Below are 25,264 nucleotides of genomic sequence, written 5' to 3' on the forward strand. Positions count from 1 at the left end.
GCGGGTCACACCCTTTCGAGCTGGGGGACGGGGACCGTGACGGGCGGGCCGGCGCGGTGTTCCTGGACGACCACGTGGGCGTTGGTGCCGCCCACACCGAAGGAACTGACACCGGCGGTACGGGGGCGGCCGGTGTCCTCGGTCCATGGGCGCCCCTCGTCCAGCAGGGACAGGCGGGTTCCGGCGGCGGTCAGTTCCTCGATGGGCTCGCCCACGTTGGGTGTGGCGGGCAGGTGGCCGTGGTGCACGGCGAGCACGGCCTTGATCAGTCCGGCGAGGCCGGCGGCGGTGTTGCAGTGCCCCACGGATGCCTTCACGGAGCCCACCGCGACGCCGGGCCCCTCCGGGCCGAGCGCGTCGGCCAGGGCGGTCGCCTCGATGGCGTCGCCGAGGCGGGTGCCGGTGCCGTGGGCCTCGACGAAGCCGACATCGCGTCCGCTGACGCCGGCGTTCGTGAGGGCGTCGCGGATGACCCGGGACTGGCCCTCGACGCCGGGTGCCGAGTAACCGATCCTGGCCCGGCCGTCGTTGTTGACGGCGCTGCCCCGGATGACCGCGTACACGGGATCCCCGTCGCGTTCGGCGTCGGCGAGCCGGCGCAGCAGTACCGCTCCGGCGCCGAAGCCGCCCACGGTGCCCGACGCGCGCCGGTCGAAGGGCCGGCACACGCCGTCGTCGGCGTAGAGGAACCCAGGGCGGTAGCGATAGCTGCCGTCCGACGCGGGGTCCAGCGAGACCGCGCCCGCGAGGGCGTAGTCGCTGCTGCCGGTGAGCAGGCTGCGGCAGGCGAGGTGGACGGCGTAGAGGCCGGTGGAGCAGGCGGTGTCCAGCAGGAGGGCCTCGCCCCACAGGTCGTGCAGATAGGCGAAGCGTGAGGCGACGAAGGTGGGGTCGGCGTTGACGACGTCGTCCACCCTGGCCTCGGGGTCGGTGTCGACGACCTTGGCGCAGCCGGCGTAGAGGCTGGTGCGGGAGGCGATGTCGGACAGGCGCAGGGAGGCGTCCTCGACGGCGGACCACAGGACCTCGTGGAGGACACCCTGTTGGGGGTCGCCGTCGCGCAGGTCGTCGGGTCCGAACCCGAGGAGGTCGGCGTCGTACCGGGCGCCTTCGGCGGCCATGCCCCAGCGCGCCACCCGCCGCTGCCCGTCGGGCAGGTGGGTGATCACCGGGCCTGGTCCCTCGCTGAAGCAGTCCCGTCCGGTGCGCAGGTTGTCCCAGAAGGACGGGAGGTCGGCGGCGCCCGCGAACCGGGCGGCCATGCCGACGACGGCGATGGCGTCGTCGTCGCCGGTCCTGCTCCGCACCGTGGCGGCGGCGGCCGGCCGTGGGGGTGCGTCCTCGCCGCCGAGCAGTCGGGTCTGCGACCGTACGGTGCCGTGCCGCAGCAGGTCGGCGATGGCGGGCTTGGTGCCGGTGGCCCGGCGCAGTGCCGCCTGGAGCCGGACCAGGAGCAGGGAGTGTCCGCCGACGTCGAAGAAGTTGTCGTCGGGGCCGAAGGTGCGCTCGCCGAGGAGTTCGCTCCAGGCGGCGTGGACGGCCCGCTGGAGGTCGCTGCCGTCCACCGCCGTCCGGGTGGTGCGGAGTCCGGGGGTGGTGAGGTCCGGGGCCGGTGCGGGAGTGGCCGTGTCCTCGGGGCGGGGCAGCCGGCGACGGTCGATCTTGCCGTTGGGGGTCAGGGGCAGTTCGTCGAGGGCGACGAGATGGGTGGGGACGGCGAAGGCCGGGAGGCAGGCCCGCAGATGGCGCATGACCTCGGGGTGGGCGCCGGGCCGGCCGAGGACGGCGTATCCGACGATCTCCTTCTCGTCCCGCTCGTTGCGGCGGGCGGTCACGAAGGCGGCGGTGACGTCGTGGTGCGCGCGCAGTGCGGACTCCACCTCGCCCAGCTCGACGCGCTGGCTGCGGATCTTGATCTGGTTGTCGGCGCGTCCGATGAACTCCAGCTGTCCGTCGGCGGTCCGGCGCACCCGGTCACCGGTGCGGTAGAGGCGGCGGCCCGGCTCGGTGCTGAACGGGTCGGCCCAGAACCGCTCGGCCGTACGGGCCGGGTCCCCGAGGTAGCCGAGCGCCACGCCGGTGCCGCCGAGGACGAGTTCGCCCGGCATGTACGGGGGTGCGGGGACGAGGGTGTCCTCGAAGACGACGTGGGCGACGGTGCCGGGGACGGGGCCGCCGATGGGCAGGGTGCGGGCGCGGTCCGGCACCTCCTCCACGGGACACCAGGTGGAGGTGAAGGAGTTCTCCGTGGGGCCGTAGCTGTGCAGGAGGGTGCCGGGCCGGGCCCAGCGCAGCGCCTTGCGCAGATGCGGTACGGAGACCAGTTCGCCGCCGAAGTACACGCGGCGCAGGGTCTGGAGCAGGTCGGGGGCGTCCTCGATGAGGCGGTTGAGGAGCGGGGTGGTGACCAGGAGCGTGGTCACGCCGTGGTCGCGGACGGCGGTGCGCAGGGCGGTGGGGTCGAGGACGAGTTCCTTGTCCAGGACGACGAGCCGGGCGCCGTGGGTGAGGGCTCCCCAGATCTCGTAGGTGGCGCCGTCGAAGTTGAGCGGCGACAGGTGGGAGACGGTGTCGTCGGGGCCGAGCGGCAGGAAGTCGGGCCGGTGCATCATGCGGACGACGCCGCCGTGGTGGAGCAGGACGCCCTTGGGCCGGCCGGTGGAGCCGGAGGTGTACAGGACGTTGAGGACGCTGTCCGGGCGGGCCGTTACGGCGGGCGGGGTGGCAGGGCACGTCGCTGATGCCTGGGCGATGCCCTGAGGGGTGTGCACGGCGAGGCCGTCCGGCGCGCGCCCGGTCTCGGAGGGCTCGGCGATCAGCAGCCGGGGGCGCGCGTCCGCCAGCACCAGGTGGAGCCGGGTGTCGGGGTGGTCGGGGTCGAGCGGCAGATAGGCCGCTCCGGCCATGGCGACGGCCAGCATCGCGGTCACGGTGTGCGGGCCGGGCCGCAGCAGCAGGGCGACCAGGTCACCCTCCCGGACGCCCCCTTCGCCCCTCAGCCAGTGGGCGGCCCGGGCCGCCGACTCCACCAACGCTCCGTAGGTGAGGGTGACTTCACCGTGCACGACGGCGACGGCGTCAGGGGCGCGCCGCGCCTCACGCAGGACGAGGTCGGGCACGCTCGACGCGGCGAGCGCTTCCGCGCCGGCCGGGTCACCGGCACGGGAGGCATCGGGACCGTCCTCGGACGCGGTGCTCTCCTCGACCACGGCGGAGTCGGCCAGTCCCGCGAGCAGCTCACGGCACCGCGCGCCGGGGCGTTCGGCGGCCGCGAGCAAAGCGTCGAGTTGACGCACCATCAACTCGGCCGAGGCGGGGACGTACAGAGCCGTGTCGTAGTCGATGCGCAGGACCAGGCGCTCGGGGTACTCCAGGGCCGCCAGCGCGAGGTCGTACTTGGCCGAGGCGGTGTCCAGGTGCAGGATGCGGACGGTCGCGCCGGGCACCTGCCGGGGGGCGGTGCTCCGGGGCTGGTGCAGGAACACGGCCGTGTACGCGGGGGCGGTGGCGGGGGCCGGTGGTCCGCCCGCGGCGAGGGCGTCCATGGAGTCGAGGACCTGGTCGCCCAGGCGCCCGGCGTGCTCGCCGAACTCCTCGTCGGGCACCATCCGGCTCCGGACGGGCAGGACTCGGGTGAACAGGCCGACGGTGTCCACGGCGTCCGGCTCGTCCCGGCCGGCGAACGGCATGCCCAGAACTCCGTCCCGCTCACCGGACCAGGCGTGCAGCAGCAGCGTCCAGGCGGTCAGCAGGACAGTCGCGGGAGTCACTCCGAACCGGACCGCCATCCGCCGTACGGAGTCCAGGCGTTCGGCGGACAGGGTGCGCTCGGCCCATCCGGGCGCGCCGCGCAGCCGGTCCTCGGCGCGGACGAGGTCGGGCAGTGGACCGAGCGTGACGGGTTCGTCGTCGAGCAGCTCCTCCCAGTACGTGCCCGGAGCCCGGCCCGGCGAGTCGGCGCCCGGGTGCGCAGCAGCGGTGGGATCTCCGGAGCCGAGGCCGGTCGGGCCGGCGGGCGCGGCGGCGAGGGGAGGCGACCCGGCGACGCGGGCCCGGTAGGCGGTGAGCACGTCGGCCGCGACGAGGTCCACCGTGTGTCCGTCGGCGACGATGTGATGGATCGTCAACACCAGGAGGGCGCCGTCGTCGTGGAGCAGCGCCTCGGCACGCAGCAGGGGTGCGCTGCCGGGGTCGAGGGGGCGTTCGGCGGTCCGTACGGCCTCTCGGTGCGCCTCGTCGGAGCGGCAGGAGCCGGTCCGGCGGGAGACGCCGAACGGGACCGGTGCTCCGGGCTCGCGGCGGAAGCGGAGCTCGCCGTCCTCGTCGTCGAACCGGCCGGCCAGCTCCGTGCGCCGGGCGAGCAGGTCACCGAGGGCGAGGCGCAGCGCCGGCACGTCCAGGTCGCCGAGGAACTCCAGCGCCACCGGCACGTTGTAGCGGCCGGACTCCGGTTCGCAGCGGTCCGCGAGCCAGATCTCCGTCTGGGCGGCCGAGGCGGGCCGCCCGATGTCGTGGCCGGTCACGGGCGCTCCTCCCCCGCCACCGCGACGGACACCGCGCCGGCGGCCGGGACCGCCGACGACGGCTGCGGATCCGCTGTCACGCCCGCCGGCACGGCTGTGCCCGCGGTGAGGCCGGTTCCGGTGTCCGCGGTGCGCGGGAGCGGTCCGCGGGGGTCTGCGGCGAGCTCCTCGGCGAGGGCCCGCACGGTGGGGTTGCGGAACAGCACCCGCACCGAGATCCGGCGGTCCAGCGCGGTGCCGAGTTCCCTGACCACCTGAAGGGCGCCCAGCGAGTGGCCGCCCACCTGGAAGAAGTGGTCGTCGTCGGTGAATTCGTCGTGCCCGAGCGCCTCGGTCCAGGCGCGGCGCACCAGCACCGCGGTCCCTGTGGGGTCACCGGTGCCGCGTGTCGCGGATTCGGTCGCCATGGCGGCAGTCGTGTCCTTCCGTCGTTCGTCCTGACAGTGGTCGGCCGTGCCTCGTGGGCGGCGGTGCCGGGCCGCTCTCAGGCGGGTGTCTGCTCGTCGGGCACGAACGCCCGGTAGGTGTCGTCCACGGAGTCCCACAGCCGGGGGAACAGGCTGCGTTCGGCCATGGCGCGTACGCCCGAGGTGGACTGGCCGCGCAGGCTCTTGGGCAGACCGTCGCGGGTGTCCTCCGCCGCGGCCGTTCCGGCCTCGGGATGACCGCCGAGCTGGGACCACACCAGTCGCAGGTGGTGGTGTTTCCAGGCGGCGACGGCTCCGTCGAGCCGTAGGAGTGCCTGGCGGACGAGGGCGAGGTCGGGTGACCTGTCCGCGCGGTCCGGGGCGGCGCCGCGGCCCTGGGCGACGACGAGTTGTCTGAGGTCGAGGTCTTCGCGCGCCACGGCGGCCTCGGTCTCCTGCCACAGCGCGGTGGCCGCGCGGCGCAGGTTGCGGGCGCCGGGCGAGTCGAGCCCGGTGGTGTTCTCCGGGAACGTCTCGCGCATCGTCAACAGGCTCTCCTGCGGCAGGAATTCCAGCAGGACACGGACGGCCTGGACCGCGACCTCCCCCAACGCGCTCGCCCGCTCCAGGAGTTGTGCGGCGAGGAGATAGTCGCGGTCGCGCAGCAGGCCGGCCGCGCGGCGCATCTCGAAGTGCATGTCGCACCAGGCGTACTCGGTGATCAGGTGCACGGTCTGGAACAGCCGTTGGTCCGGGTGGACGAGCGTGTCCTCGGGCAGCAGGGCCGACAGGGCGGTGGTGAGCCGGGTGTCCTGTTCGTAGTTGCTGCCCCGGTCGTACTCGTAGACGAAGAGCCGGTTGCTCTCGTCGGGGTTCATCACCCGGCGGGCCGTTCCGGGCCGCCCGGTCTGGGCTCGCTTGCTCATCGTGGTGGACGCCTCCGGGCGCGGGGTCGGTGCGTGGGCGGGCGGGGAGCGGGTCGTCGACGGTCAGCCGACGAGGGCGCCCTGACGGTCGGGGGCGGGGAACAGCCGGTTCTCCAGGACCGCGGCGAGGTAGGGGACGCCCTGGGTGTAGCCGGTGCCTGAGCGTTCGCCGATCATGCGGACGGCCAGGCGGTAGTGGGTCTGCTTCCACCGCTGGTGGACGCCTTCGAGCCGGTCGGCGGCGGCCTGGAGAACGGCGGCCTCCTGGGCGGGCAGCCGTCGTTCGGCGATCAGGTCGTGCCAGGTCCCCTGGACGGTGGGCCGGCCGTTCACGACGCGTTCGCGGACGGCGGGCACGGAGGTGTAGGCGGCGGAGGCGAGCCGGGCGAGGCTGGGGGTCGAGCACAGGGACTCGAAGGTCTTGTAGCCGGCGGACTGGATGGCGCTGGCGCCCTCGGTGAAGTCCCGGAAGACCCGGAAGGCCTCGGGCCGCATGGTCGCCAGCAGGGAGAACAGGGGCAGCGACTCCTTGAGGACGGCGGCCACCGCGTCGACGAGGTCGGCCGCTTCCCCCGGCCGGTTCTCGTCGAGCCGCCGGACCGCCGCGGCGAGGGCCGCCGCCATGAAGGTGAACGTGGTCTCGAACGACTGGAGTGTCCGCAGGAACAGGTACTCGTCGTGCAGCACGTACACCGGCTGGACGCTCGCCGACAGCAGCAGGGACTGGGCCGGGGAGGCCGCTCGCAGGACGTCGGCGGCGAGTCGCCCGCCGGGCGTGCGCCCCGGGACGGCGGCCGCGGCGGCCGCGTCCACGATCCCCTCGGGCAGCGCGCGCAGCGCGGCCGGTTCCATCACGCGCACGGCCAACCGGACGCGCTTCGCGACCAGTCGGGACTCGGGCGGCATGCCGTGCGGGTCGTCGGGGGTGTCGGTCAGCGCCCGCTGTTCGAAGCGGACCAGGTCGGCGAGCAGGAGCAGCAGGACCTCGTCGCGTGCCCTGCGGGCCGCGCGCCAGTCGGTCGTGGCGGGCCGGGTCAGCAGGGAGAGCGCGGTGTAGCTGGGGTAGTCGTAACGGCCGTCGTACTTGTCCAGGACGACGTCGAGGAACCCGCGCAGGAACGCCGTTCCGTCCTGCGGACGGATGCCGTCCCGTGTCTCCGTGCCGTCCTTTCGAACGCTGCCGGGCGCGGACTCGGGAGGGCCGGGCAGCGCCGCGCGGATCTCGTCGAGCCGGGTGAGCAGGTCGTCGGTCAGGAAGTGCTTGCCCACGGACCGCAGGTGCGTGAGGAGCATGTCGTAGGGGAACGCGGCCGGTTCGGCGGCCTCCGCCCAGGTCCCGAGGTGGTTCAGGACGGTGGCGACGCCGGGAGACGCGACAGGGGACGCGGTCGGGGCGAGGGCCGCCGGGGCGGATTCGACGGAACTCATCGGGAAATCCACAACGCTGTTATCGAGGGTGCGTTCATCACTCGGTGCCGGGGAATTCGGTCGAACATGGAAGGAAGTCCTCATCTCGGTGACGACAGACGATCGGGTCTGCGTGACGACTGACGATCGGGCGTCCACGAGGAATTCACCTGGCCCTGGAACCGACCGCAATCACTTTCCGAGAGAGATCCTGCGCCGTATGCCGAGAACTCCCAAGTCACCGGTATCCGGTCACGTCCACCCGGTCACGGCGCCCCGTTCCCGCCTGCGCGGTCCCGGGATTCCGTGACGTGACACGGAGTCGGATCCGTGCGCTGTCGAGGCGAATTCCCTTCGACTCGTGGCACCCTTCCCGGGTTTGTTCTCGCGTGCCGGAAGACACCGCCCCAACCCCTCTGGGACGATGGGGCCATGGACAGGATCAGCAACAGCGAGATTCTCGCGGCGATCGCCGCCGAATTGCCCGACTGGCGCAAACTGGCCCAGCCGCTCGCCGCCCGCTATCGCACGGGGGACGCCGTTTCGGGAGCCGCTTTCGTCGCGGCGGTCACGCAGGCCTCGGTCGCCGCCGGACACGGCGTACCGGAGATCAGGCTGGCTCCCGGGGTGGTCGACATCGGCCTCTACGGCGTCGACGCGGCGGGAGCCCGGTGGGTCACGCCCAAGGATCTCGAACTCGCCCGTGTCATCACGGGACTTGCCCGCGAGCACGGGCTGGGGGCCGCCCCGGACGAGGTGACCCAGGTGGAGATCGCCCTCGACACCGCGGACGACACGGTGGCCGGCCCCTTCTGGGCCGCACTGCTCACCGGGGACGCGGGCAACACGGTGCACGACTCCGCCTTCGACCCGACGAACCGCGTCCCCTCCGTGTGGTTCCAGCGGACCGACCCGCACGAAACACCGCGTCAGCGCTGGCACATGGACCTGTGGCTGGCTCCCGAGTCGGCGCGGTCCCGCATCCGGGCCGCCGTCGCCGCCGGGGGCACCGTGGTCGACGACTCCGGCTCCCCGTCGTACACCGTGCTGGCCGACCCGGAGGGAAACAGGGTGTGTGTCTGCACGGCGGTCGGCCGCGACTGACCTCAAGGCCTCATGAAGCCAAGACGCCAAGACGCCAAGGCGCCATGACCTCATGGCCTCTCGATCCGGTGACCTCGTGATTCCGTGGGCTCCGCGAGGTGAACACCGGCCATGCGCACGGCCGTTGGTCGGAGGACATGGGCTTCAGCAGAGCCTCGACGTCTCGGTGACCGCGTACGCCTCCAGACCGGGGGTCGCGAGCAGGTCCGCCACACAGGCGGCGGAGCCTCCGACATAGGTGCTCACGAGGTCCACGTCCCCGCCCACGCACCAGGCCCGGTCCTCGGGCCACCACAGGTCGGGGATCTCGGGCACCCCGTCGTCCGACCCGCGCTGCGGCGAGTCGGCGTCCGCGAGGGAGCCGGAGAGCAGGATCTCGTCGCGTCCGGGCGTACGAAAGACGGGGACGCCGTCCCAGTCGTAGTGGCCGTAGCCCTCCCAGAGTCCGTACCAGCACCGGTCGGGCGTGCCGGTGTGCCGGGCCAGCACGCCGGCCAGTGTGCGGGCCACGTCAGCGGGCACGGGACCCTCCTGCGGGTGCTCGTCCCACACCCCGGGGACCGCGGGTGTGTCGTCGTTGCGGTGGACGAGTCGGTCCTCGTCCCGCACACCGATCAGGGCGTGCCAGGCCGTCGTCGCGGACACCGGCCGGCCGTACACCGGGGCCACCCGGTCCCAGCGCACCGGTTCCGTGCCGAGACGGGCCGGGTGGAGGATGCGCGCGTACGCCTCGAAGCCGGGTGCGCTCACTCCCGCGACCGTGCCGAACCCGCCCGCGCCGGACGGCCGTTGCTCCAGCCAGCGGGCGGGCGCGAGGTCGTTGCGCTCGACACGGAGGGTGCCGTAGACGGACGGGGGCGAAGAGCGGTGGACGTCCATGGGTGCAGTGTGACCTGCGTCCGGTCGCCCGCGCACCTGGTGAGGCCCCGGCCGGGCCGCGGGGCGCGGGCCCGCACGGACGTTCCACCGGTCGGCCCAGGGGCCTGTGGCGCTCCCGCCCCGTCGGCGGAACAGAATGGCTCATCACCCAACGAAGGAGTGTCCGATGATCTTTATCACCGCCCGGTTCAGTGTCCGCCCGGAGTACGCCGACCGCTGGCCGGAGATCACCGCCGACTTCACCGCCGCCACCCGCGCCGAACCCGGCTGCCTGTCCTTCGACTGGTCCCGCAGCGTGGAGGACCCGACGGAGTACGTCCTGGTCGAGGCCTTCCGTGACGACGACGCCGGGGCGGCCCACGTCCAGTCGGCCCACTTCAAGGCGGCCCAGCAGACACTCCCGCCCCATCTGTCGGCGACGCCGCGCATCGTGAACATGAAGCTCCCCCAGGACGACTGGTCGCTCCTCGGGGAGATGGCCGTCGAGGGCGACTAGCGACGTGTCGGCCAGGTCCGAGCGCCCGAAGCCGCCCGGTCCGTCGCGGAGTTCGGGGGGCCGGGAGACGGTCCCCCGCTCCGCCGCCGGAGGGCGTTGCCTTCCGCCTCCGCCCCACGTACCGTGTAGCAGATGAAAACCGATAGTGACCCTTACATCTTGGATGCCGGGACGCCCTCCGTGGAGACCTACCGCAGGCTGCGCACCGGGTCCGGCCTGAGCGGCAAGCCCGTCGAAGCCGCACAGGCGGGACTGCCGAACACCTGGCACGCCGTGTCCGTCCTCCATGACGGCGAGCCGGTCGGCATGGGGCGGGTCATCGGCGACGGCGGCTGCTTCTTCCAGGTCGTCGACATCTGCGTCCTGCCCGACCACCAGGGGCGCGGGCTGGGCAGGCGGATCATGAAGGCGCTCGTCGACGAGCTGGAGCGGCGCGCCCCGGACGGCGCGTGCGTGTCCCTGATCGCCGACGGCGACGCCCGGTTCCTGTACGAGAAGTTCGGGTTCACGCCCACGGCACCCGCGTCCATCGGGATGCACCGGACCGTCTGAGAACGACCGTCGCCCCCACCCGCGGACACCCCACCGCTCCCGCCCCGGATCGGACGGGCCGCCGGCGGTCAGCCGGCGAAGTCCTGGACGGGCTGGGAGAAGTCCGAGCCGAGCTGCGACATCAGGTTCCCGAACTCCTTCTCGCTGATCGCGTCGCGCAGCGTCACGAGGACCGCGCGGACACCGCTGTCGGCCTCGCTCTTCTTGAGCATGTTGCGCTCGGCGACCCGCCGCACGGTCTCGGCGTAGCTGAAGGCCTCGATGGCCGAGGTGGCTCCACGGCGGACGGACTCCGCGAGGCCTTCCGGCAGTTCCCGCTCCAGGGCCCGGTCCTCACCCCCGCTCAGCCGGTGGGCGAGCGTCTCCAGCGTGGCGCGCGTCAGATCGGCCGACTCCTGCCGTGACAGTCCTGTGCGCTCCGACACCGCTTGGACGAATTCCCTCTCCTCCACGCGCTGTCTCCTTCTTCCGCGCCGGTGGTCCGGCGGCTCGGCAGTCTGGCGGGGTGGTGTCCCGGAGCCCTGACGGTCTCGCGGGCCCACGGCCCTGGATCCACCCTGACACGCGACCGCCGGGCCCGCGCGGGCAGGCCGCGGCCGTCTCACCCCGCGCCGGTGACCGCGCCGCCGCACTCGGGCGCGCGCACCGTCGGCCGCGCAGGTCACCGGACCCCGAGCTGGGCGAGGAGATGCAGCAGGTCGGAGTTCACCCAGTACTCGGCGTACCTGCCGTCGCGGGTGCGCAGGGTGTCCGTACCGGTGAAGGCGACCGCTGTTCCCGGCGCCGCCTCGGCGCCCGGGAAACCGCCCGCGTAGGTGCCGCCGGCGGTCCAGCGGACGGAGGTGAAGGCGCCGTCCACGAGGGGTTCGACGTCGATCGCGAAGCGCAGGTCGGGGAATGCCGCGCGGGTCTGCCCGATCCAGGCCGCGAGGCCCTCGGCACCTCGGACGGCGCTGCCGTCACCGCCGTCGAGCAGGGCCGCGTGGAGACGGAAGTCGGGTGTGACGGCCTCCGGCGCCAGGGCGAGATCGCCGTTCCACAGGCGCAGCCACACGTCCAGCAGGGCGAGGGCATCGGCGCGGCTCGAAGTGGCGTCCGGGGCAGGGGTGTTGGTCATGGCGGGTCCTCACGTTCTCCGGTCGGGGGTGCGGCGACGGATTCGGGCCTCGGGCTTGCGAGGCCGTGGGTCTACGGGTTGAGGACGACCTTCCCGGCGACGGTGCCGGACTCGGCGAGCCGCAGGGCCTCGGCCGCGCTGGTCAGGGGGAGTTGGGCGGCGATCTGCGCGGTGACCTCACCGCGGCGGAGTGCGGCGAAGACCTGCGTGAGGTCGGCGCGCAGCCGGGCCCGGAACGCGTTCTTGGCCAGGGCGCGGCCACCCCAGACGTTGAAGAAGTAGGCGTGCCGGCCGTTCGGCAGGGCGTTCCACAGCCAGACCCGGCCGAGCAGCTTGAGCACGGGCCACTGCTTGGATCCGGTGTCGTCGCGGGTGGAGGCGCTGCCGTAGGAGACGAGCGTGCCGCCGGGCGCGAGGAGGTGCCAGGAGTCGACGGCGCTGCGGCCTCCGACGTGGTCGAAGACGGCGTCGACGCCTGCGGGGGCGATCTCCCGGACACGGGCCGGAATGTCGTCGGTCCGGTAGTCGACGGGGGTGACGCCCTGCTTCCTGAGGGCGTCGTGGTGGCGGGCCGACGCCGTGCCGATCACCTTCACGCCCGCCGCGTGCGCCAGCTGGACGAGCACGGAGCCGACACCGCCGTTGGCGCCGTGCACCAGGATGGTCTGCCCGGCGCGGACATGGGCCTTGCGGTGCAGCATCTGCCAGGCGGTGATGCCGTTGACGACCACGGTCTCCGCTTCCGCCGCCCCGATCCCGTCGGGCACGGGCACGACGTCGGCCGCCTCGACGCGGACGTGGGTGGCCCATCCGCCGACCTTGAGCAGGGCGGCCACGCGGATGCCGGCGAGGGCCGGGTCGACGCCGGGGCCCGTGGAGAGGACGGTGCCGACCAGGTCGTAGCCGGGCACGAAGGGGAAGGGCGGCTGGTCGTAGTACCGCCCGCGCCGCATCTGCTGCTCGGCGAAGGACACGCCGGTCGCCTCCATCCGGATCACGACCTCGCCGGACCCGGCGACGGGGACGGCCCCGTGCCGGATCTCCAGGCCCTCCGGCTCCACCTTGCCCGGCAGGACGACCTCGACGAGTGTTTCGGCGTTCATGACGACCTCCACTGAGTTCCACGCTGGTTACTGGCCTTCGCTTTAGTTAGAGGCTATAACTCGTTCGCGTGACGGTCAAGCGGTTTCGTGACAGGGTCTAACGAACGCGCCAACCCTTCAGGCGTCGGGTGATCCGCGCCCCCGCACCTGCCGGACCCATCCGGTGGCAGATGTCCGGCGGCCGGCTCGGGCCGAACACTATGAACACAACGATCACGGCCATGGATCTCCCCGGGCGGGCTTCCTAGCATCACGCCCGACGGCGCGACGACGCGCCGACGAGGACAAGGAGCCGCGCCGTGAACAGGTCCAGCACGCCCGTACGCCTCCCCCGCAGGTCCCGGTCGCGCGGGCCGCGCCGCGCCACCGCGGCCGCCCTGGTCGCCGGTGCGATCGCCGGGACGCTCACCCTCGCACCGCCGGCCGGCGCCGTCACCGCACCGCCCGCCGCCGTCGACTGCCCGGCCGACCTCGTGGGAAAGGCGACCTGTTACACCGGCCGGGACGGCAACGGCGCCTCCTACGCGATGGCCGTCCCCACCGCCTGGAACGGCTCGCTCGTGATGCACGCCCACGGCGGCCCGGACCTCGGCGCGGAGTCCGACCCCGCCCGCAGCGTCGGTGACCTCGACCGGTGGTCCGTGATGGTCGACCAGGGATACGCCTGGGCGGGATCCTCGTACCGCCGCGGCGGCTACGGGACGCGCATGGCCGCCGCCGACACGGAGAACCTGCGACGCCTGTTCGTCGGAACGTTCGGCACCCCGAAGCGGACGTACGTGCACGGCCAGTCCTGGGGCGGGAACGTCGCCGCCAAGGTCGTCGAGACCTACGGCGGCAGACGCGGCCCGTACGACGGCGCGCTGCTCACCAGCGGTGTCCTCGGCGGCGGCTCGCGCGGCTACGACTACCGCGTGGACCTGCGCGTCGTCTATCAGTACTACTGCCGGAACCACCCGAGGCCCACGGAGCCGCAGTACCCGCTGTGGCAGGGGCTGCGCGCCGACTCGACGATGACCTCCGCGGGACTGCGCGCCCGGCTGCAGGAATGCACCGGCTTCTCGTCCCCGCCCGAGGACCGCACGCCGCTCCAGCAGCGCAACCTCGACGACATCCTGGCCGTCACGCATCTCCCCGAGCGGACCCTCGAATCACACCTCCGGTTCGCCACCTTCACGTTCCGGGACATCGTCCGCGACCGGCTCGGCGGACGGAACCCCTTCAGCAACGAGGGTGTGCGGTACGCCGGTTCGCACGACGACAAGGCGCTCAACGCCGGCGTCGAACGGTTCACCGCCGACCCCGCCGCCCGACGCGACCTCTCGTACGACAGCGACCTGACCGGCAAGGTCTCCCTGCCCGTGCTGACCCTGCACGCGATCGACGACCCGACGGCGTTCGTCGAGCACGAGGCCGCCTACCGGGCCACCCTCCAAGGCGCCCACCGCGCCGACCACTTGGTGCAGACGTTCACCCGCGAGACCGAGCACAGCGAACTCAGTGACGCCGAGTACGCCAACTCCCTTGCCGCACTGGACTCCTGGGTCCGCACCGGGCGGAAGCCCACCGCGCGGTCGATCAGTTCGAGCTGCGCCGCGTTCGACCGTGTCTACGGCACCGGCTGCTTCTACTCCCCCGACTTCCGCCCGGCCCCGTACGCGTCACGCGTCAGGCCCCGTCCCGGCGGACTGGCCTGGCCCGCGATGACCGCCACCCAGGAGCGGAGCTGGAGCCGGATCGACGGGATCGGGATCGCACCCTGAGCCCGGTCCGCGCCGAGGGCGCCCGGGGGCGGACCGGTTACGCGGCCGGTTCCGCCGTCCAGGTGATCTGCGGCGGCACCACCCGGGCACAGCGCGGGTGGCCGGACTCGTCGGTCAGACCGAGCCGGGCGACGAGCAGTCCTTCGCGCGCGGCGGCGGCGAGGACGTCGGCGGGAACGGCGTCGAGCATCAGCTTGGCGCGGCGGAACATGCTGAAGATGCCCGCCTCGTCGACGGTGCCCCAGGACAGGTAGATGAACCGGTGCCCCAGCCGGTCCTGCACGTACGGGCCCTTCACCTCGATGCCGGTCTCCGACGGTTCCGCCGTGCAGTCGAGGGACCAGGTCGCGGTGGCGCCGTCGCCCGGCTGGGGGTCGAGCAGTTCGGCAGGGCGGTCGCGGCGCTGGACGGCCACGTGGATGTTGTCGTACGCCGAGACGGCGCGGCCCTCGGGGGCCGGGCACGTGCGGCCGGGCAGCTCGACGGCGTCGATACGGATGCGCATGCGAGCCATCATGCCGCCCAGGGGCCCGCGGCCCGCATGCGCGGTGGCCGGGGGCCACGGCGCGGACGGACCGGGGGGCGCCCCTGACACAGCGTGCGGCCCTCCGGAGCCCGCCCCACCGGAACAGAGCCGGGGGCGTCGCACCGTCTCTCGCGGTGCGACGCCCCCGGCTCCCGCGTACTGCGCGGACTCCGTGGCTCAGCCGGACAGGGCCGCCGAGACCACGGCCTTCGCCTCGTCCTGCACCTGACGGAGGTGGTCGGTTCCCCGGAAGGACTCCGCGTAGATCTTGTAGACGTCCTCGGTCCCGGACGGACGGGCCGCGAACCAGGCGTTCTCCGTGGTCACCTTGATGCCGCCGATCGGAGCGCCGTTGCCCGGCGCCTCGGTGAGGACGGCCGTGACGGCTTCGCCGGCGAGGGTGTCCGCGGTGATCTGCGCCGGGGACAGCTTGGCGAGCAGCGCCTTCTCCTCGCGGGTCGCGGGGGCGTCGATCCGCTCGTAGGCGGGCTCGCCGAACCGGCCGGTCAGCTCGGCGTAGTGCTCGGAGGGCGTCCTGCCCGTCACGCCGGTGATCTCGGAGGCCAGCAGGGCCAGGATGATCCCGTCCTTGTCGGTGGTCCACACCGAGCCGTCGCGGCGCAGGAAGGACGCGCCGGCCGACTCCTCGCCGCCGAACCCGATGGAGCCGTCGACCAGCCCGTCCACGAACCACTTGAACCCGACGGGCACCTCGATCAGCTCGCGGCCGAGATCGGCGGCGACCCGGTCGATCATGCTGGAGGACACGAGCGTCTTGCCGATCCCCGTGCCGGCCGGCCACCGGTCCCGGTGGGAGTACAGGTAGCCGATGGCGGTGGCGAGATAGTGGTTGGGGTTCATGAGCCCGCCGTCCGGCGTCACGATGCCGTGGCGGTCGGCGTCGGCGTCGTTGCCCGTGGCGATCTGGTAGCGGTCGCGCTGCGCGATGAGCGAGGCCATGGCATACGGCGAAGAGCAGTCCATACGGATCTTGCCGTCCCAGTCCAGCGTCATGAAACGCCAGGTCGGGTCCGTGGTCGGGTTGACCACGGTCAGGTCGAGCCGGTGCTGCTCGGCGATGCGGCCCCAGTAGGCGACCGAGGCTCCGCCGAGCGGGTCGGCGCCGATCCGGACACCGGCGTCGCGGATGGCGTCCAGGTCCACCACGTTCGGCAGGTCGGCCACGTAGGCGCCGAGGAAGTCGTAGCGTCCGGTGCCCGGGGCGCTCAGCGCCTGCGTGTAGCTGACGCGGCGTACGTCCTTCAGACCGTCCCTGATGAGTTCGTTGGCGCGGTCCTGGATCCAGGAGGTCGCCTCGGAGCCCGCGGGCCCGCCGTTCGGCGGGTTGTACTTGAAGCCGCCGTCGCCCGGCGGGTTGTGGGACGGCGTGACCACGACGCCGTCGGCGAGGCCGGTGGTGCGGCCCCGGTTGTGGGTGAGGATGGCGTGCGACACCGCCGGGGTGGGGGTGTAGCCGTCCTCGCTGTCGAGGAGGACGGTCACGCCGTGCGCCGCGAACACCTCCAGTGCGGTGACCTTCGCGGGCTCCGAGAGCGCGTGACTGTCGATGCCCAGGAAGAGCGGGCCGTCGGTGCCCTGGCGGTCGCGGTACTCGCAGATGGCCTGGCTCGTCGCGGCGATGTGGTCCTCGTTGAACGCGGTCGCCAGGGACGATCCGCGGTGTCCGGACGTGCCGAAGGCGACGCGCTGGCCGGGGTCGGCCGGGTCGGGGTGGAGCGCGTAGTACGCGGTGACCAACCGGGCTACGTCGACGAGGTCCTCGGGGCCGGCCGGCTTGCCCGCGCGCTCGTGCTGCATGTGCCCGCACCTCCACATCGGTGGTTCTTCGCTTGTGGTCCCATCTTTCCCCACCGGGGTCCACCGCGGCACGGTGCCCTCACGGTCGGGGTCGTGGGAGGGGCCCGTCCGCGGTCATTTCAGACGGTCGTCGTCGTCCTCGTCCGGGGGCGGCGGACGGGGTGGCGGGTTCCCGGCGGTCAGGTGCTCCAGCACCTGGACCAGTTCCTGACAGGCCCGTTCCACGGAGCGTCTCGTGTTGCGCTGTTCGGTGATCACCGCGGACAGCAGCAGGGCCGTCAGCGCCATGGACCCGTTGAACGCCTGCAGTTTGATCATGACCGAGGTGTTGCTGAGGTCCACGAAGGGCCCGGTGTGGTCCGTGGCGGCGATGGTGGCCAGGACCGACGCGAAGAGGGCGCACACCATGCTGCCCGCCAGCTCGAAGCGCAGCGCCGCCCAGATCAGCAGGGGGTACACGAGGTAGAGCAGGCTGAGACTGCTGCGGGTGGCGTACGGCACGATGACGCAGACCGCGGCCAGCAGGAGCACGGCCTCCTTCCACCGCGACAGGTTCAGCGGCCTGCGGAGGGTGTAGGCCATGAGCAGGACCGGGGTGATGATCAGGACGCCCATCGCGTCACCCACCCACCAGGCCAGCCAGACGGGCCAGAAGTCCCCCCAGGCGAGCTTGCCCGTGGCGATCAGGATGCCGACGCCCGACGTCGCGCTGATCGTCATGCTGCCGAGGGCGGCGAGGAAGACCAGCGCCAAGCCGTCGCGCAACCGACTCAGATCGTTCCGGAAGCGCACCTTGCGCAGCAGGAGGTAGGCGCACACGGGGGCGATCGTGTTGCCGGCGACGATGCCGATCACGGACGGCGTGATGGAGGAGAAGGAGGAGAGGGACAGGACGACCAGCAGGGCGCCGAGGGCGATGCCGAGCCAAGCCCTGATCCCGAGGATCAGCAGGACCGCGACGGCCACTCCGGTGGGCGGCCAGATGGGGGTGAACACCGCTCCCTCGACGGAGAGCCGCCGCACGAGTCCGAGCCGTCCCGCTCCGTAGTAGCAGGCGGCGATCGCCAGCGTCTGGAGCGCCAGGACAGCCGGCCTGCGCAGCTCGTGGGTACCCACCACACGAGCCATCAGACACCTACCCCGCCCGCTCGGCGAGGCGAGGCGGCTGTTCGGCGCCGGGAGCGTCTGCCGATCGGACCGCCTGAGGAAACGGAGCGCGCCGGACCGGGGCGACCGGCGGGAGGGCCCTAGAGGTGGGCGCCTCGGCCGTCGTGGCCGACGACGAGCACGGCCGCGTCGTCCTCGTGCCCCACCCGCTCGGCCCCCTTGATGACGGCGGCGGCCAGTGAACCGGCCGACAGGCCCGCCACGGCGGCCACGCCCGCGAGCCGCACGACTTGGTCGAGGCCTTCGTCGACGCTCATCGACGGCCCCTCGACGACACCGTCGGTGAGGAGCACGAAGACGCCGCCGACGGTGAGCCGGTGCCGGGTCACCGGGTACTGCGTCCCCGAGGCGATGCCGAGCGGCGGACCGCCCTCGTCCTCGGTGATGCCGGATTTTCCGTCCGCCGTGGCCCACACGCACGGTATGTGTCCGGCCCGGGCACTCTCCAGCAGGCCGGTGGTGGGATCGAGGCGCATGAAGGTGCAGGTCGCGAAGAGGTCGGCGCCGAGCGACAGGATGAGCTCGTTGGTGCGGGCCAGCAGTGCCCCGGGCTGGCTGGTCACGGACGCGAGGGCCCGCAGGCCCACCCGGACCTGGCCCATGAACGCCGCGGCCTCGATGTTGTGCCCCTGCACGTCGCCTATGGACAGGCCGATCCGTCCGTCGGGCAGCGTGAAGGCGTCGTACCAGTCGCCGCCGACGTTGAGGCCGTAGCACGCGGGCGCGTACTGGACGGCCAGCTCGAAGCCGGGAGCGGAGGGCATGTGGCCCGGAAGCATGCCGCGTTGCAGCGCGATGGCGAGCTCCACCTGCGAGCGCTGGAACTCCGCGCGTTCACGCGCCTGAGCGGTCAGCGACCCGAGCCTGGCCAGCAGCTCGTCGTCGTCCGTCGGCGGCTTGCGGGACATCGACCACCCCGGGAGGAGAACCACACAATGAGAAAAGGTTAAAAACTCTTCTATCGGATGATAACGACCTCGGGAGCAGGACCTGACATCGTGCGGTTCCGGCCGGGGCTCACCCCGCAGCCCCGGGGTTCAGGCGCGGGAAGAGCCGCTGGGCGTTTCGGGTACACGGCGCGGCTGCGGTCAGCCGTCGATCCGGCCCCCGCCGGAGGCGCAGCCGGACGCCCCCGAAGCCGTTCCGGCCTGTCCCCCGACGCCTCCGGGGGCCACCGTGAAGTCCAGGACGAGACCGTCGGAGCCGGCGTGGGCGCCTGTCAGCGTGGCTCCGCGCGGGAGCTTCTCGATGTCGATCGTGCGCGGTTTCAGCTTGTCCGCGAACTCGTCGGCGCCCGGCAGCGCGGAGAGGGCCGACACCGGCACGTCCCGGCCGAGGATCTGGACCGTCGCGGGCGCGATGGTGAGGCTGTGTGTCGTGGTGGTCAGCTTCGTCACGACCGTGACGGGCATTCCGGTGCCGCCCGCCGTGCCGCTGAGCGTGAGGTGCGTGCCGTCGGTTCCGGTCTTCAGCCCCTCCGCGCCGGCTGCGCTCTTCGCGTCGGCGGTCCTGTCGAGGGACCCGTAGGCGATGGTCGCGGTGGCGGTTCCGCCTGCGGAGGAGCCCCCGGTCGACACGTCACGCAGGTACACGTCGACGTCCATGTCGGTGCCCTGGCGTCGTACGCCCTCGGCGCCGACGTGGACGGTGCCGACCGTGCCGGTGAGGGCCTTGAGTCCGGCGAGGGTGTCGTCCAGGTCGACCTGCACCCCCCGCGTCGCGCCGAGACGGCACGCGGCGGTCTCCGCGACCCGGCCCCGCACCGTGTGCTCGACGACGAGGTCGGTGGTGACGGCTCCCGCGACGGCGGCGGTCAGGCATATCGCGGTGATGACGACGCGACGGCGATGGCTCACGAGCTGGTGGCTCCGATCAGGGAGAGGAAGGTGAACGCCTGCGGGAGCAGACGGTCGGGTTCCGCGGGAAGTCCGGCGGTACGGCGGTTGCGCAGGGTCCGCAATACGGCGCGCGCCGCCGACAGCGCGCAGGTGGCGATGACGGCGGCCTGCAGGTCGGCGTCCGGCGCTCCCTCCGGGAGGCGTTCCAGGACGAGCTCGGTGAGGCGCGCCTCGAACTGCTGGAACTGCCGGGACAGACCCTCGCGCGCCTGCTCCCGGATCTCGCCGAGAGGATGCGCCAGCGCGGTCAGGCTGCTGGTGGCGAAGTAGGCGACCGCGTCGTTGATCGCCCCGCAGGCCGCGTCGAGGGGTGCCTCGTCGCGCGGCCGGGCCAGGAAGGCCTCCTCGATGCGCGCGTACAGCTCGACGCCGTCGGGCAGGAGCAGGGCTTCCTTGTTCTCGAAGTAGCGGAAGAACGTCCGCTCCGACACGTTGGCCTCGGCGGCGATGTCGGCCACGGTCGTCTGGGCGAACCCCCGCTCGGCGAAGAGCCGCCCGGCGGCCTCACGCAGTCCGCGCCGGGTCTCGTCCTTCTTCCGCTCCCGCAGACCGGGCCGCTCGCTCTCAGACATGGAGTCACCCTCACCACCGGCGCCAGGTCTGTCAATTGTCAGCTCTGCCATTTCAGCGGGTGAGGGTGCTCCTCATACACGTCCGGCTATATGTCCGGGTCAGAGCGTGGAGGCCGCGCCGCCGGGCTTCAGGAGCCCGCCCACCCACCAGTCGTGCGGTACGCCGTCGACCTTGCTGCGGTCGCGCAGCGTCCCCTCGACGGTGAAGCCGAGCCGCTCGGCGAGCGCGCGGGACGGTGCGTTCCCGACCATCGCCCACCATTCGAGCCGGTGGGCGCCGAGCGCCTCGAAGCCCCAGTCGCACAGGGCCCGCGCCGCCTCCAGCGCGTAGCCCTTGCCGCGCTGCTCCTTGTCCGCCCAGTAGCCGAGTTCGTAGACGCCGTCGAAGAGTCGCGTCAGACAGAACGAGCCCACCAGAGCCCCGTTGTCGGAGCGGAACGCCCCGAGGATGTGGTCCCGGTCCTCGGCCCAGCCCCGGGCCGTGTGCACCGCGACGTAGTTCTCGGCGTCCTCGCGGCGGTACGGCGTGGGCACCGGCGTGTAGTGCTGGATGTCCGCGTCCTGACAGGTCGCATACACGGCGTCCGCGTCCGAGGCGACGAACGCCCTCAGAACGAGCCGCCCGGTCTTCAGCGTCACGGGTTCCATGCGGGGAGTATGGGCGGCGCCGGCCGGGCCTTTCCAGTGGATTTCCCGGTGCCGCGACCTGAGGCGAACCCGGCGGCGGGATCATAGGCTGGGTCCATGAGTGACAACAATCAGCGGCTCGTCGGTGTCGAGCGGACCGGGGCCGGGCGGTTCACCGCGACGAACGCGCGCGGTGGGACCATCTCGTTCGGTACGGGAGCCGAGGGGGACGACACGTTCACGCCCGTCGAGCTGCTGCTCGCCGCCATCGGCGGCTGTACCGCCGTCGACGTCGACGTGGCGACGACCCGGCACGCGGAGCCCGAGCGGTTCAGCGTCACCGTGACCGGCAACAAGATCACCGATGAGCTGGGAAACCGGCTGACCGACCTCGCGGTCGCCTTCGCCGTGGCGTTCGGCGACGGCGAGTCCGCCGACCGTGCCCGTGCGATCCTCCCCCGCGCGGTGAAGACCTCTCACGACCGGCTCTGCACGGTCAGCCGCACCATCGAGGTGGGCACCCCCGTCCAGGCGACGGTCACGGACGTCTGACCTGGCAGGGACGTGCGCGCGGTCGTGGGGCGACGGGTGGAGGACGATCGCGGGACGGGGTGGAGTGAAGCGTGGTTTTCGGGGAAGACGCCCGTACGTCGGAGCGGGCGGATGCAGGACGGAACGTATGGGCCGATCGGTGAGTGAAGCGGAACAGCGGAATCAGCGGGGTGCACTGATCGAGGCATCCGTCGCGTACGACGGCGACTCCGCGTGCATAGCCGAGGCGCGGGCGTTCGCCCGTGACTTCCTGACGGAGGTGCAGGCCGTCGTCGGACTGCCCGTCTCGGGACGCGTGATGGGCATGGTGCCCCTGGTCGTCAGCGAGCTGGTGACGAACGCGGTCAAGTACGCGGGCGGCCCCTGCCTGTTGTCCCTCGAAGTGGACCAGGGCGCCGTACGAGCGACGGTGTGGGACTCCGATCCGACGCTTCCGGTGGCCCGTGCCGCCGACGTGGGCCGGGTCGGACAGCACGGCCTGGAGATCGTCATGGGTGTGTGCCAGGCCTTCGAGGTGCACCGCGAGCCGGTCGGCAAGCGCATCACCGCGGTCGTCGTGCTGGCCGACGCCCCCGCCAGCGACGTGACGCAGCCCGTCGCCTGATCCCTCCCCCCTCCCCTGCCCCTGCCCCTGCGTCGTACAACCGGATCCCGCATCGCCCGGCGTGGAGGTCGCCGGGTGAGGCCGTGAGCCGATGACGTCCACCGGTGACACCTCCCGGTGGCACACGGGCCCGCGCGGGTCGGCCGGCGCCGCCCCGTGCGAGGTCGCCGCGGGACGTCCGGACAGCCGTGACGACATCGTGTCGCGACTCCGAACGCGGCATGCGGGAGAATGACGAGTTCGACCATCTCTTCCAGGCCAGGAATACGGGGGTTCCCACGTGCGGCAGGCAGGTGTACTCGACGTCGGGTGTCACAGCGCGTTGCTCACCGTCGCGCGTCGTCGCGGCGGGACCGACATGGAGCCGGTGCTGTCCCGCAAGGTACGGCTGCAGCTTCACGAGACCCTCGACGCCCACGGCCGCCTGGACAAGACAGGCGTGCGCAGCGTCCAGCTGGCCGTCGCCGAGACACTGGCCGAGGACGGCGAGACCCTGCCGGACGTGTACGCCTTCGCCACCTCCGTGATCCGTGACGCGCCCAACCGCGAGGAGGTCCTCGCCCAGGTGGCGCGCGCCACCGGCACCCGGCTGCGGGTGCTGTCCGGCGAGGAGGAGGCCCGGCTGGCGTACGTGGCCGCACGGCACTGGGCGGGCGCGAAGCCCGGCTCGCTGCTGGTCCTCGACATCGGCGGCGGGACGGTGGAGATCGCGTCCGGCACCGCGAGACAGCCGCGCACCACCCTCTCGCTCCCGCTGGGAGCCCGTACCGTCACCCGCGAGTGGAAACTCGGCGAGGCCGTGTCGTCGAAGCGGCGGCTGGCCGAGGTCCGCGACCACTTGGGCGACCGCCTCGCGGCGGTGACCGATCTGCCGCAGGCCGAGCCGGACGGACGCGTCCTGGCCTGTTCGAAGACCTTCACCCAGCTCGCCCGCTACACCAGCGCCGGCCGCCCCCGTCCCCTCGCGCAACAGCGGCTGACCATCGACGAGGTACGGGCCGCGGTGCGCGTCCTCGCCAAGCAGGGGTCGGCCGGCCGGAGCAGGCTGCCCGGCATCTCGCGCCACCGCGCCGGACAGTCCCTGGCCGGCGCCCTGGTCGCCGAGGCCCTGATGGACGCGTGCCGCGCCACGAGCGTGGAGATCTCCCCCTGGTCCACCCGCGAGGGTCTCCTCCTGGAGCGTCTCGGGGCTCTGCGCAGCAAGGGATCCGCCCGCCGCTGAACCCGGCGGCCGCTTGGGGCGAGCGCCCCGGCCCCGCGCCGGGCGTCCTCGTACTCGTACCGGGTCGGCACGCATCAACCGTTTCCGTCGGTCGACGCCGTCCCGGGGTGGCCCGCCCGGCGAGCGGAGCGCTGATCACTCGCCGGGCGGGCCGTTCAGCGGCCGCCGCCTGTCAGCGGGCCACTCGGTCGGGGTCCGGCTTCGCCGCCCGTGGCGGTGCGGGGCGCCGGGCGTTCCACCCGGTGGCCAGGGCGACGAGCAGCGCGGCCAGGGCCACCAGAGCCGTGGCCGCCGAGGCGGCACCGGCCGCCCACGGCGGTGCTGCCGCGATGTCCAGCGCCTGGGACAGGGACGTCGAGTGGAGCCGGCCGTCGAGCAGTTCGAGGGCGGCGAGGGCCGACGGCACCAGGACGGCCGCGACGAGCAGGGGCACCGCGCCGCGCAGCAGCAGGCCCGCCGCGAGGACGAGGCACAGCGCGAACACGGCCACACCGAAGCCCCGGACCGGCAGCGAGGCGCCGTCCTGGCGCAGCGGCAGGTACATCGCGCCGCACACGACGAGGGCGACGGCCGCCACGCGGCGCGGCCAGTCCGGGGGTGCGGCGGTCCTCACGGGGTCGCGCTCCTCCCGTGTCCTGGGCGCACGTTCGGGGTGCTCCCACGGTGCGTCACGGTCCTGTCCGTTCGCGGGCCTCGCCGTGGGGCCGGCGGTCTCCGCGGCGGACGACGGTGCCGACGCTGTCGCTGTCGCCGCGGGACGGTCGTGCTCGGGGTCGCCCGCGGCCGGGGCGTCCCGGCGGGTGCGCTCGTCGGACAACCGGCCGATGAGTTCGACGAGTTCCTCGACGGGGCGGTGCGCGGCGACGGCGCGAACGGCCTCCTGGGCGCAGTGGGCCTCGACCGACGGGCTGTGCAGCAGCGCCATCAGGCGGCTGACGTCCTCGACGGGGCGGGACTCGGCCGCCGAGCGGATCACCTCGTCCGCGCTGTCGGGATCGCGGGGCGGGCTGGCCAGCTCGGCCACGAGCCGGCCGACGTCGTCGACGGGGCGGTCCACCGCCACGGCCCTGAGCGCGTCGACGGCGGCTCGGGCGTGGTCCGGTGACTGTTCCAGCAGCGTGATGAGCTGGATGACCTCTTCCAGGGGCCGATCGGCGACTGCCGCGTGCACCAGGCCCTCGAACGGGTCGGGGTGTTGCGGTGGGGGCGGGGTGTCGTGGGTGTCGAGGGATATGCCGGAACGGTCCGGGGCGGGAGAGGAAAGGGGGGTGCTCATCTTCTTTGCTCCAAATACTGTGCTGCGGCCGCGCAGGCGACGCACGGTGCGACCGCTCTCCGGTCCCCGATTCCGTTCGCGGCCCGCTGCCCATTACTAGGGGCGCGGGTCGCCGCCCGCCACTCGGACGGGGCATCGGTGTGAGGCTCGGGTCACCCGCCCGGCCGTACGTTCCGGAGGGCGCCCGCGTCGTCGCCGGGTCCCTCGTGAACGCGCGTGGCGTGCGGAGGGCGGGAACAAACCCGGGTCCACCGACGCTGATTCGGACAGCTGACGGGAACCGGTGGACGGGGTCCCACCTCGGACGGTGGACCGGCCGACGGGACTGTTCGTGGAAAGGCGTGAGAGCGATGACGAGGTTCGGACAGGTGCGCGCGGACGGGGCGAGGGCGGCCGACACGCCGCTGGTGACGTCCTGCGGCCGAAGGATCGCCGTGAAGGAACTGCGGCTGTTCTCCCCGGACCGGCCGATCGGCCGCGTCACGCTGGACGTGGGGCCCGATCAGGGCGACGAGCACGGGGCCTGGGCCTCGCTCACCCCGGCCGAGGCGCGGGAACTGGCCCGCCGCCTCGTGGCGCACGCGGCTCTGGTGGAGCCGGCCGGTCCGCCCGACCACGAGGGTGCCCGAGCGCACGACGACCCCTTCGACACCGTTCCGGACAGGATGCCGGCCCGCCCGGGACGGCTGCGCCGCCGCTCGTTCTGAGACATCCGGAGCCGGGAG

Annotated in this window: 24 protein-coding genes; 8 read left to right on the top strand and 16 right to left on the bottom strand. The window is 72.9% G+C overall.

Annotation, left to right across the window (positions count from 1 at the left end):
* Positions 1–5: 5 nt before the first annotated feature.
* The 4 genes from OG406_RS05770 to OG406_RS05785 form a co-directional block, all read right to left on the bottom strand.
* Entirely contained in the window at positions 6–4,523 is a 4,518-nt protein-coding gene (locus OG406_RS05770) for a non-ribosomal peptide synthetase (protein ID WP_267049295.1), read from the bottom strand.
* Positions 4,520–4,930, bottom strand: coding sequence for an acyl carrier protein (locus OG406_RS05775; protein WP_267049294.1), 411 nt, complete (start codon positions 4,928–4,930; stop codon positions 4,520–4,522). Before OG406_RS05775 ends, OG406_RS05770 begins: the two co-directional genes overlap by 4 nt.
* Before the next feature lie 77 nt (positions 4,931–5,007).
* A complete protein-coding gene (locus tag OG406_RS05780; RefSeq protein ID WP_267049293.1) occupies positions 5,008–5,856 on the bottom strand; it encodes a hypothetical protein in 849 nt (282 codons plus the stop codon).
* A 63-nt stretch (positions 5,857–5,919) separates the two neighbouring features.
* Positions 5,920–7,284, bottom strand: a complete 1,365-nt coding sequence (locus OG406_RS05785) for a tryptophan 2,3-dioxygenase (protein ID WP_267049292.1) — start codon at positions 7,282–7,284, stop codon at positions 5,920–5,922.
* 411 nt (positions 7,285–7,695) lie between these two features.
* Between OG406_RS05785 and OG406_RS05790 the strand changes: the two genes are divergently transcribed.
* Positions 7,696–8,367: a VOC family protein gene (locus tag OG406_RS05790; RefSeq protein WP_266618066.1), complete on the top strand. Its 672-nt coding sequence runs from the start codon at positions 7,696–7,698 to the stop codon at positions 8,365–8,367.
* A 144-nt stretch (positions 8,368–8,511) separates the two neighbouring features.
* Here OG406_RS05790 and OG406_RS05795 read toward each other — a convergent pair whose 3' ends face one another.
* Positions 8,512–9,246, bottom strand: coding sequence for a hypothetical protein (locus OG406_RS05795; protein ID WP_329184463.1), 735 nt, complete (start codon positions 9,244–9,246; stop codon positions 8,512–8,514).
* A 166-nt stretch (positions 9,247–9,412) separates the two neighbouring features.
* Between OG406_RS05795 and OG406_RS05800 the strand changes: the two genes are divergently transcribed.
* Both OG406_RS05800 and OG406_RS05805 read left to right on the top strand, forming a co-directional pair.
* Positions 9,413–9,742 carry a putative quinol monooxygenase gene (locus OG406_RS05800; protein ID WP_266850730.1) on the top strand — a complete coding sequence of 110 codons (330 nt, stop codon included), beginning with the start codon at positions 9,413–9,415 and terminating at the stop codon, positions 9,740–9,742.
* A gap of 132 nt (positions 9,743–9,874) precedes the next feature.
* A complete protein-coding gene (locus tag OG406_RS05805; RefSeq protein WP_329184466.1) occupies positions 9,875–10,294 on the top strand; it encodes a GNAT family N-acetyltransferase in 420 nt (139 codons plus the stop codon).
* Between the two features lie 68 nt (positions 10,295–10,362).
* On the opposite strand, the gene OG406_RS05810 is transcribed toward OG406_RS05805, so the two are convergent.
* The 3 genes from OG406_RS05810 to OG406_RS05820 form a co-directional block, all read right to left on the bottom strand.
* Entirely contained in the window at positions 10,363–10,746 is a 384-nt protein-coding gene (locus tag OG406_RS05810) for a DUF2267 domain-containing protein (protein WP_266618058.1), read from the bottom strand.
* A gap of 209 nt (positions 10,747–10,955) precedes the next feature.
* The gene (locus OG406_RS05815; RefSeq protein ID WP_329184468.1) at positions 10,956–11,411 is read right to left on the bottom strand and encodes an ester cyclase; all 456 of its coding nucleotides are present in this window, start codon (positions 11,409–11,411) and stop codon (positions 10,956–10,958) included.
* A 71-nt stretch (positions 11,412–11,482) separates the two neighbouring features.
* Entirely contained in the window at positions 11,483–12,514 is a 1,032-nt protein-coding gene (locus OG406_RS05820) for a medium chain dehydrogenase/reductase family protein (RefSeq protein WP_329184470.1), read from the bottom strand.
* Between the two features lie 299 nt (positions 12,515–12,813).
* Here OG406_RS05820 and OG406_RS05825 point away from each other — a divergent pair, with 299 nt between their 5' ends.
* The gene (locus tag OG406_RS05825) at positions 12,814–14,277 is read left to right on the top strand and encodes a hypothetical protein (RefSeq protein ID WP_404122410.1); all 1,464 of its coding nucleotides are present in this window, start codon (positions 12,814–12,816) and stop codon (positions 14,275–14,277) included.
* A 37-nt stretch (positions 14,278–14,314) separates the two neighbouring features.
* Here OG406_RS05825 and OG406_RS05830 read toward each other — a convergent pair whose 3' ends face one another.
* The 7 genes from OG406_RS05830 to OG406_RS05860 form a co-directional block, all read right to left on the bottom strand.
* Complete coding sequence (locus tag OG406_RS05830) at positions 14,315–14,782, bottom strand: DUF5990 family protein (RefSeq protein ID WP_329184472.1); 468 nt, start codon at positions 14,780–14,782, stop codon at positions 14,315–14,317.
* Positions 14,783–14,980: 198 nt separating this feature from the next.
* Complete coding sequence (gene pgm / locus OG406_RS05835; protein WP_329184474.1) at positions 14,981–16,621, bottom strand: phosphoglucomutase (alpha-D-glucose-1,6-bisphosphate-dependent); 1,641 nt, start codon at positions 16,619–16,621, stop codon at positions 14,981–14,983.
* Between the two features lie 114 nt (positions 16,622–16,735).
* Positions 16,736–17,749 carry an MASE1 domain-containing protein gene (locus OG406_RS05840; protein ID WP_329184476.1) on the bottom strand — a complete coding sequence of 338 codons (1,014 nt, stop codon included), beginning with the start codon at positions 17,747–17,749 and terminating at the stop codon, positions 16,736–16,738.
* Between the two features lie 119 nt (positions 17,750–17,868).
* On the bottom strand, positions 17,869–18,696 hold the full coding sequence (locus OG406_RS05845; RefSeq protein WP_267049283.1) for a PP2C family protein-serine/threonine phosphatase: 828 nt from the start codon (positions 18,694–18,696) through the stop codon (positions 17,869–17,871).
* Between the two features lie 180 nt (positions 18,697–18,876).
* Positions 18,877–19,644, bottom strand: coding sequence for an LmeA family phospholipid-binding protein (locus OG406_RS05850; protein ID WP_329184479.1), 768 nt, complete (start codon positions 19,642–19,644; stop codon positions 18,877–18,879).
* A complete protein-coding gene (locus OG406_RS05855; protein ID WP_329184480.1) occupies positions 19,641–20,258 on the bottom strand; it encodes a TetR/AcrR family transcriptional regulator in 618 nt (205 codons plus the stop codon). The genes OG406_RS05850 and OG406_RS05855 overlap by 4 nt, the downstream gene beginning before the upstream one ends.
* Positions 20,259–20,357: 99 nt before the next feature.
* On the bottom strand, positions 20,358–20,906 hold the full coding sequence (locus OG406_RS05860; RefSeq protein WP_266618043.1) for a GNAT family N-acetyltransferase: 549 nt from the start codon (positions 20,904–20,906) through the stop codon (positions 20,358–20,360).
* Between the two features lie 96 nt (positions 20,907–21,002).
* Between OG406_RS05860 and OG406_RS05865 the strand changes: the two genes are divergently transcribed.
* The 3 genes from OG406_RS05865 (at position 21,003) to OG406_RS05875 (ending at position 23,263) form a co-directional block, all read left to right on the top strand.
* Complete coding sequence (locus OG406_RS05865; protein ID WP_329184483.1) at positions 21,003–21,437, top strand: OsmC family protein; 435 nt, start codon at positions 21,003–21,005, stop codon at positions 21,435–21,437.
* 127 nt (positions 21,438–21,564) lie between these two features.
* Entirely contained in the window at positions 21,565–22,041 is a 477-nt protein-coding gene (locus OG406_RS05870) for an ATP-binding protein (RefSeq protein WP_266850748.1), read from the top strand.
* 280 nt (positions 22,042–22,321) lie between these two features.
* Positions 22,322–23,263, top strand: a complete 942-nt coding sequence (locus OG406_RS05875; RefSeq protein ID WP_164372243.1) for a Ppx/GppA phosphatase family protein — start codon at positions 22,322–22,324, stop codon at positions 23,261–23,263.
* A 172-nt stretch (positions 23,264–23,435) separates the two neighbouring features.
* Here OG406_RS05875 and OG406_RS05880 read toward each other — a convergent pair whose 3' ends face one another.
* The gene (locus OG406_RS05880; protein WP_329184487.1) at positions 23,436–24,539 is read right to left on the bottom strand and encodes a hypothetical protein; all 1,104 of its coding nucleotides are present in this window, start codon (positions 24,537–24,539) and stop codon (positions 23,436–23,438) included.
* A 350-nt stretch (positions 24,540–24,889) separates the two neighbouring features.
* Here OG406_RS05880 and OG406_RS05885 point away from each other — a divergent pair, with 350 nt between their 5' ends.
* Positions 24,890–25,246, top strand: a complete 357-nt coding sequence (locus OG406_RS05885; protein WP_239155293.1) for a hypothetical protein — start codon at positions 24,890–24,892, stop codon at positions 25,244–25,246.
* Positions 25,247–25,264: the final 18 nt, after the last annotated feature.

It is taken from the genome of Streptomyces sp. NBC_01428, from assembly GCF_036231965.1.
GTDB lineage: Bacteria > Actinomycetota > Actinomycetes > Streptomycetales > Streptomycetaceae > Streptomyces.

Coding starts and splice junctions, on each gene's coding strand:
- OG406_RS05885 (WP_239155293.1), top strand. CDS start 24,890: ATGACGAGGTTCGGACAGGTGCGCGCGGACGGGGCGAGGGCGGCCGAC.
- OG406_RS05805 (WP_329184466.1), top strand. CDS start 9,875: ATGAAAACCGATAGTGACCCTTACATCTTGGATGCCGGGACGCCCTCC.
- OG406_RS05830 (WP_329184472.1), bottom strand. CDS start 14,782: ATGCGCATCCGTATCGACGCCGTCGAGCTGCCCGGCCGCACGTGCCCG.
- OG406_RS05865 (WP_329184483.1), top strand. CDS start 21,003: ATGAGTGACAACAATCAGCGGCTCGTCGGTGTCGAGCGGACCGGGGCC.
- OG406_RS05855 (WP_329184480.1), bottom strand. CDS start 20,258: ATGTCTGAGAGCGAGCGGCCCGGTCTGCGGGAGCGGAAGAAGGACGAG.
- OG406_RS05820 (WP_329184470.1), bottom strand. CDS start 12,514: ATGAACGCCGAAACACTCGTCGAGGTCGTCCTGCCGGGCAAGGTGGAG.
- OG406_RS05790 (WP_266618066.1), top strand. CDS start 7,696: ATGGACAGGATCAGCAACAGCGAGATTCTCGCGGCGATCGCCGCCGAA.
- OG406_RS05870 (WP_266850748.1), top strand. CDS start 21,565: ATGGGCCGATCGGTGAGTGAAGCGGAACAGCGGAATCAGCGGGGTGCA.
- OG406_RS05880 (WP_329184487.1), bottom strand. CDS start 24,539: ATGAGCACCCCCCTTTCCTCTCCCGCCCCGGACCGTTCCGGCATATCC.
- OG406_RS05840 (WP_329184476.1), bottom strand. CDS start 17,749: ATGGCTCGTGTGGTGGGTACCCACGAGCTGCGCAGGCCGGCTGTCCTG.
- OG406_RS05775 (WP_267049294.1), bottom strand. CDS start 4,930: ATGGCGACCGAATCCGCGACACGCGGCACCGGTGACCCCACAGGGACC.
- pgm (WP_329184474.1), bottom strand. CDS start 16,621: ATGCAGCACGAGCGCGCGGGCAAGCCGGCCGGCCCCGAGGACCTCGTC.
- OG406_RS05860 (WP_266618043.1), bottom strand. CDS start 20,906: ATGGAACCCGTGACGCTGAAGACCGGGCGGCTCGTTCTGAGGGCGTTC.
- OG406_RS05780 (WP_267049293.1), bottom strand. CDS start 5,856: ATGAGCAAGCGAGCCCAGACCGGGCGGCCCGGAACGGCCCGCCGGGTG.
- OG406_RS05795 (WP_329184463.1), bottom strand. CDS start 9,246: ATGGACGTCCACCGCTCTTCGCCCCCGTCCGTCTACGGCACCCTCCGT.
- OG406_RS05815 (WP_329184468.1), bottom strand. CDS start 11,411: ATGACCAACACCCCTGCCCCGGACGCCACTTCGAGCCGCGCCGATGCC.
- OG406_RS05785 (WP_267049292.1), bottom strand. CDS start 7,284: ATGAGTTCCGTCGAATCCGCCCCGGCGGCCCTCGCCCCGACCGCGTCC.
- OG406_RS05800 (WP_266850730.1), top strand. CDS start 9,413: ATGATCTTTATCACCGCCCGGTTCAGTGTCCGCCCGGAGTACGCCGAC.
- OG406_RS05845 (WP_267049283.1), bottom strand. CDS start 18,696: ATGTCCCGCAAGCCGCCGACGGACGACGACGAGCTGCTGGCCAGGCTC.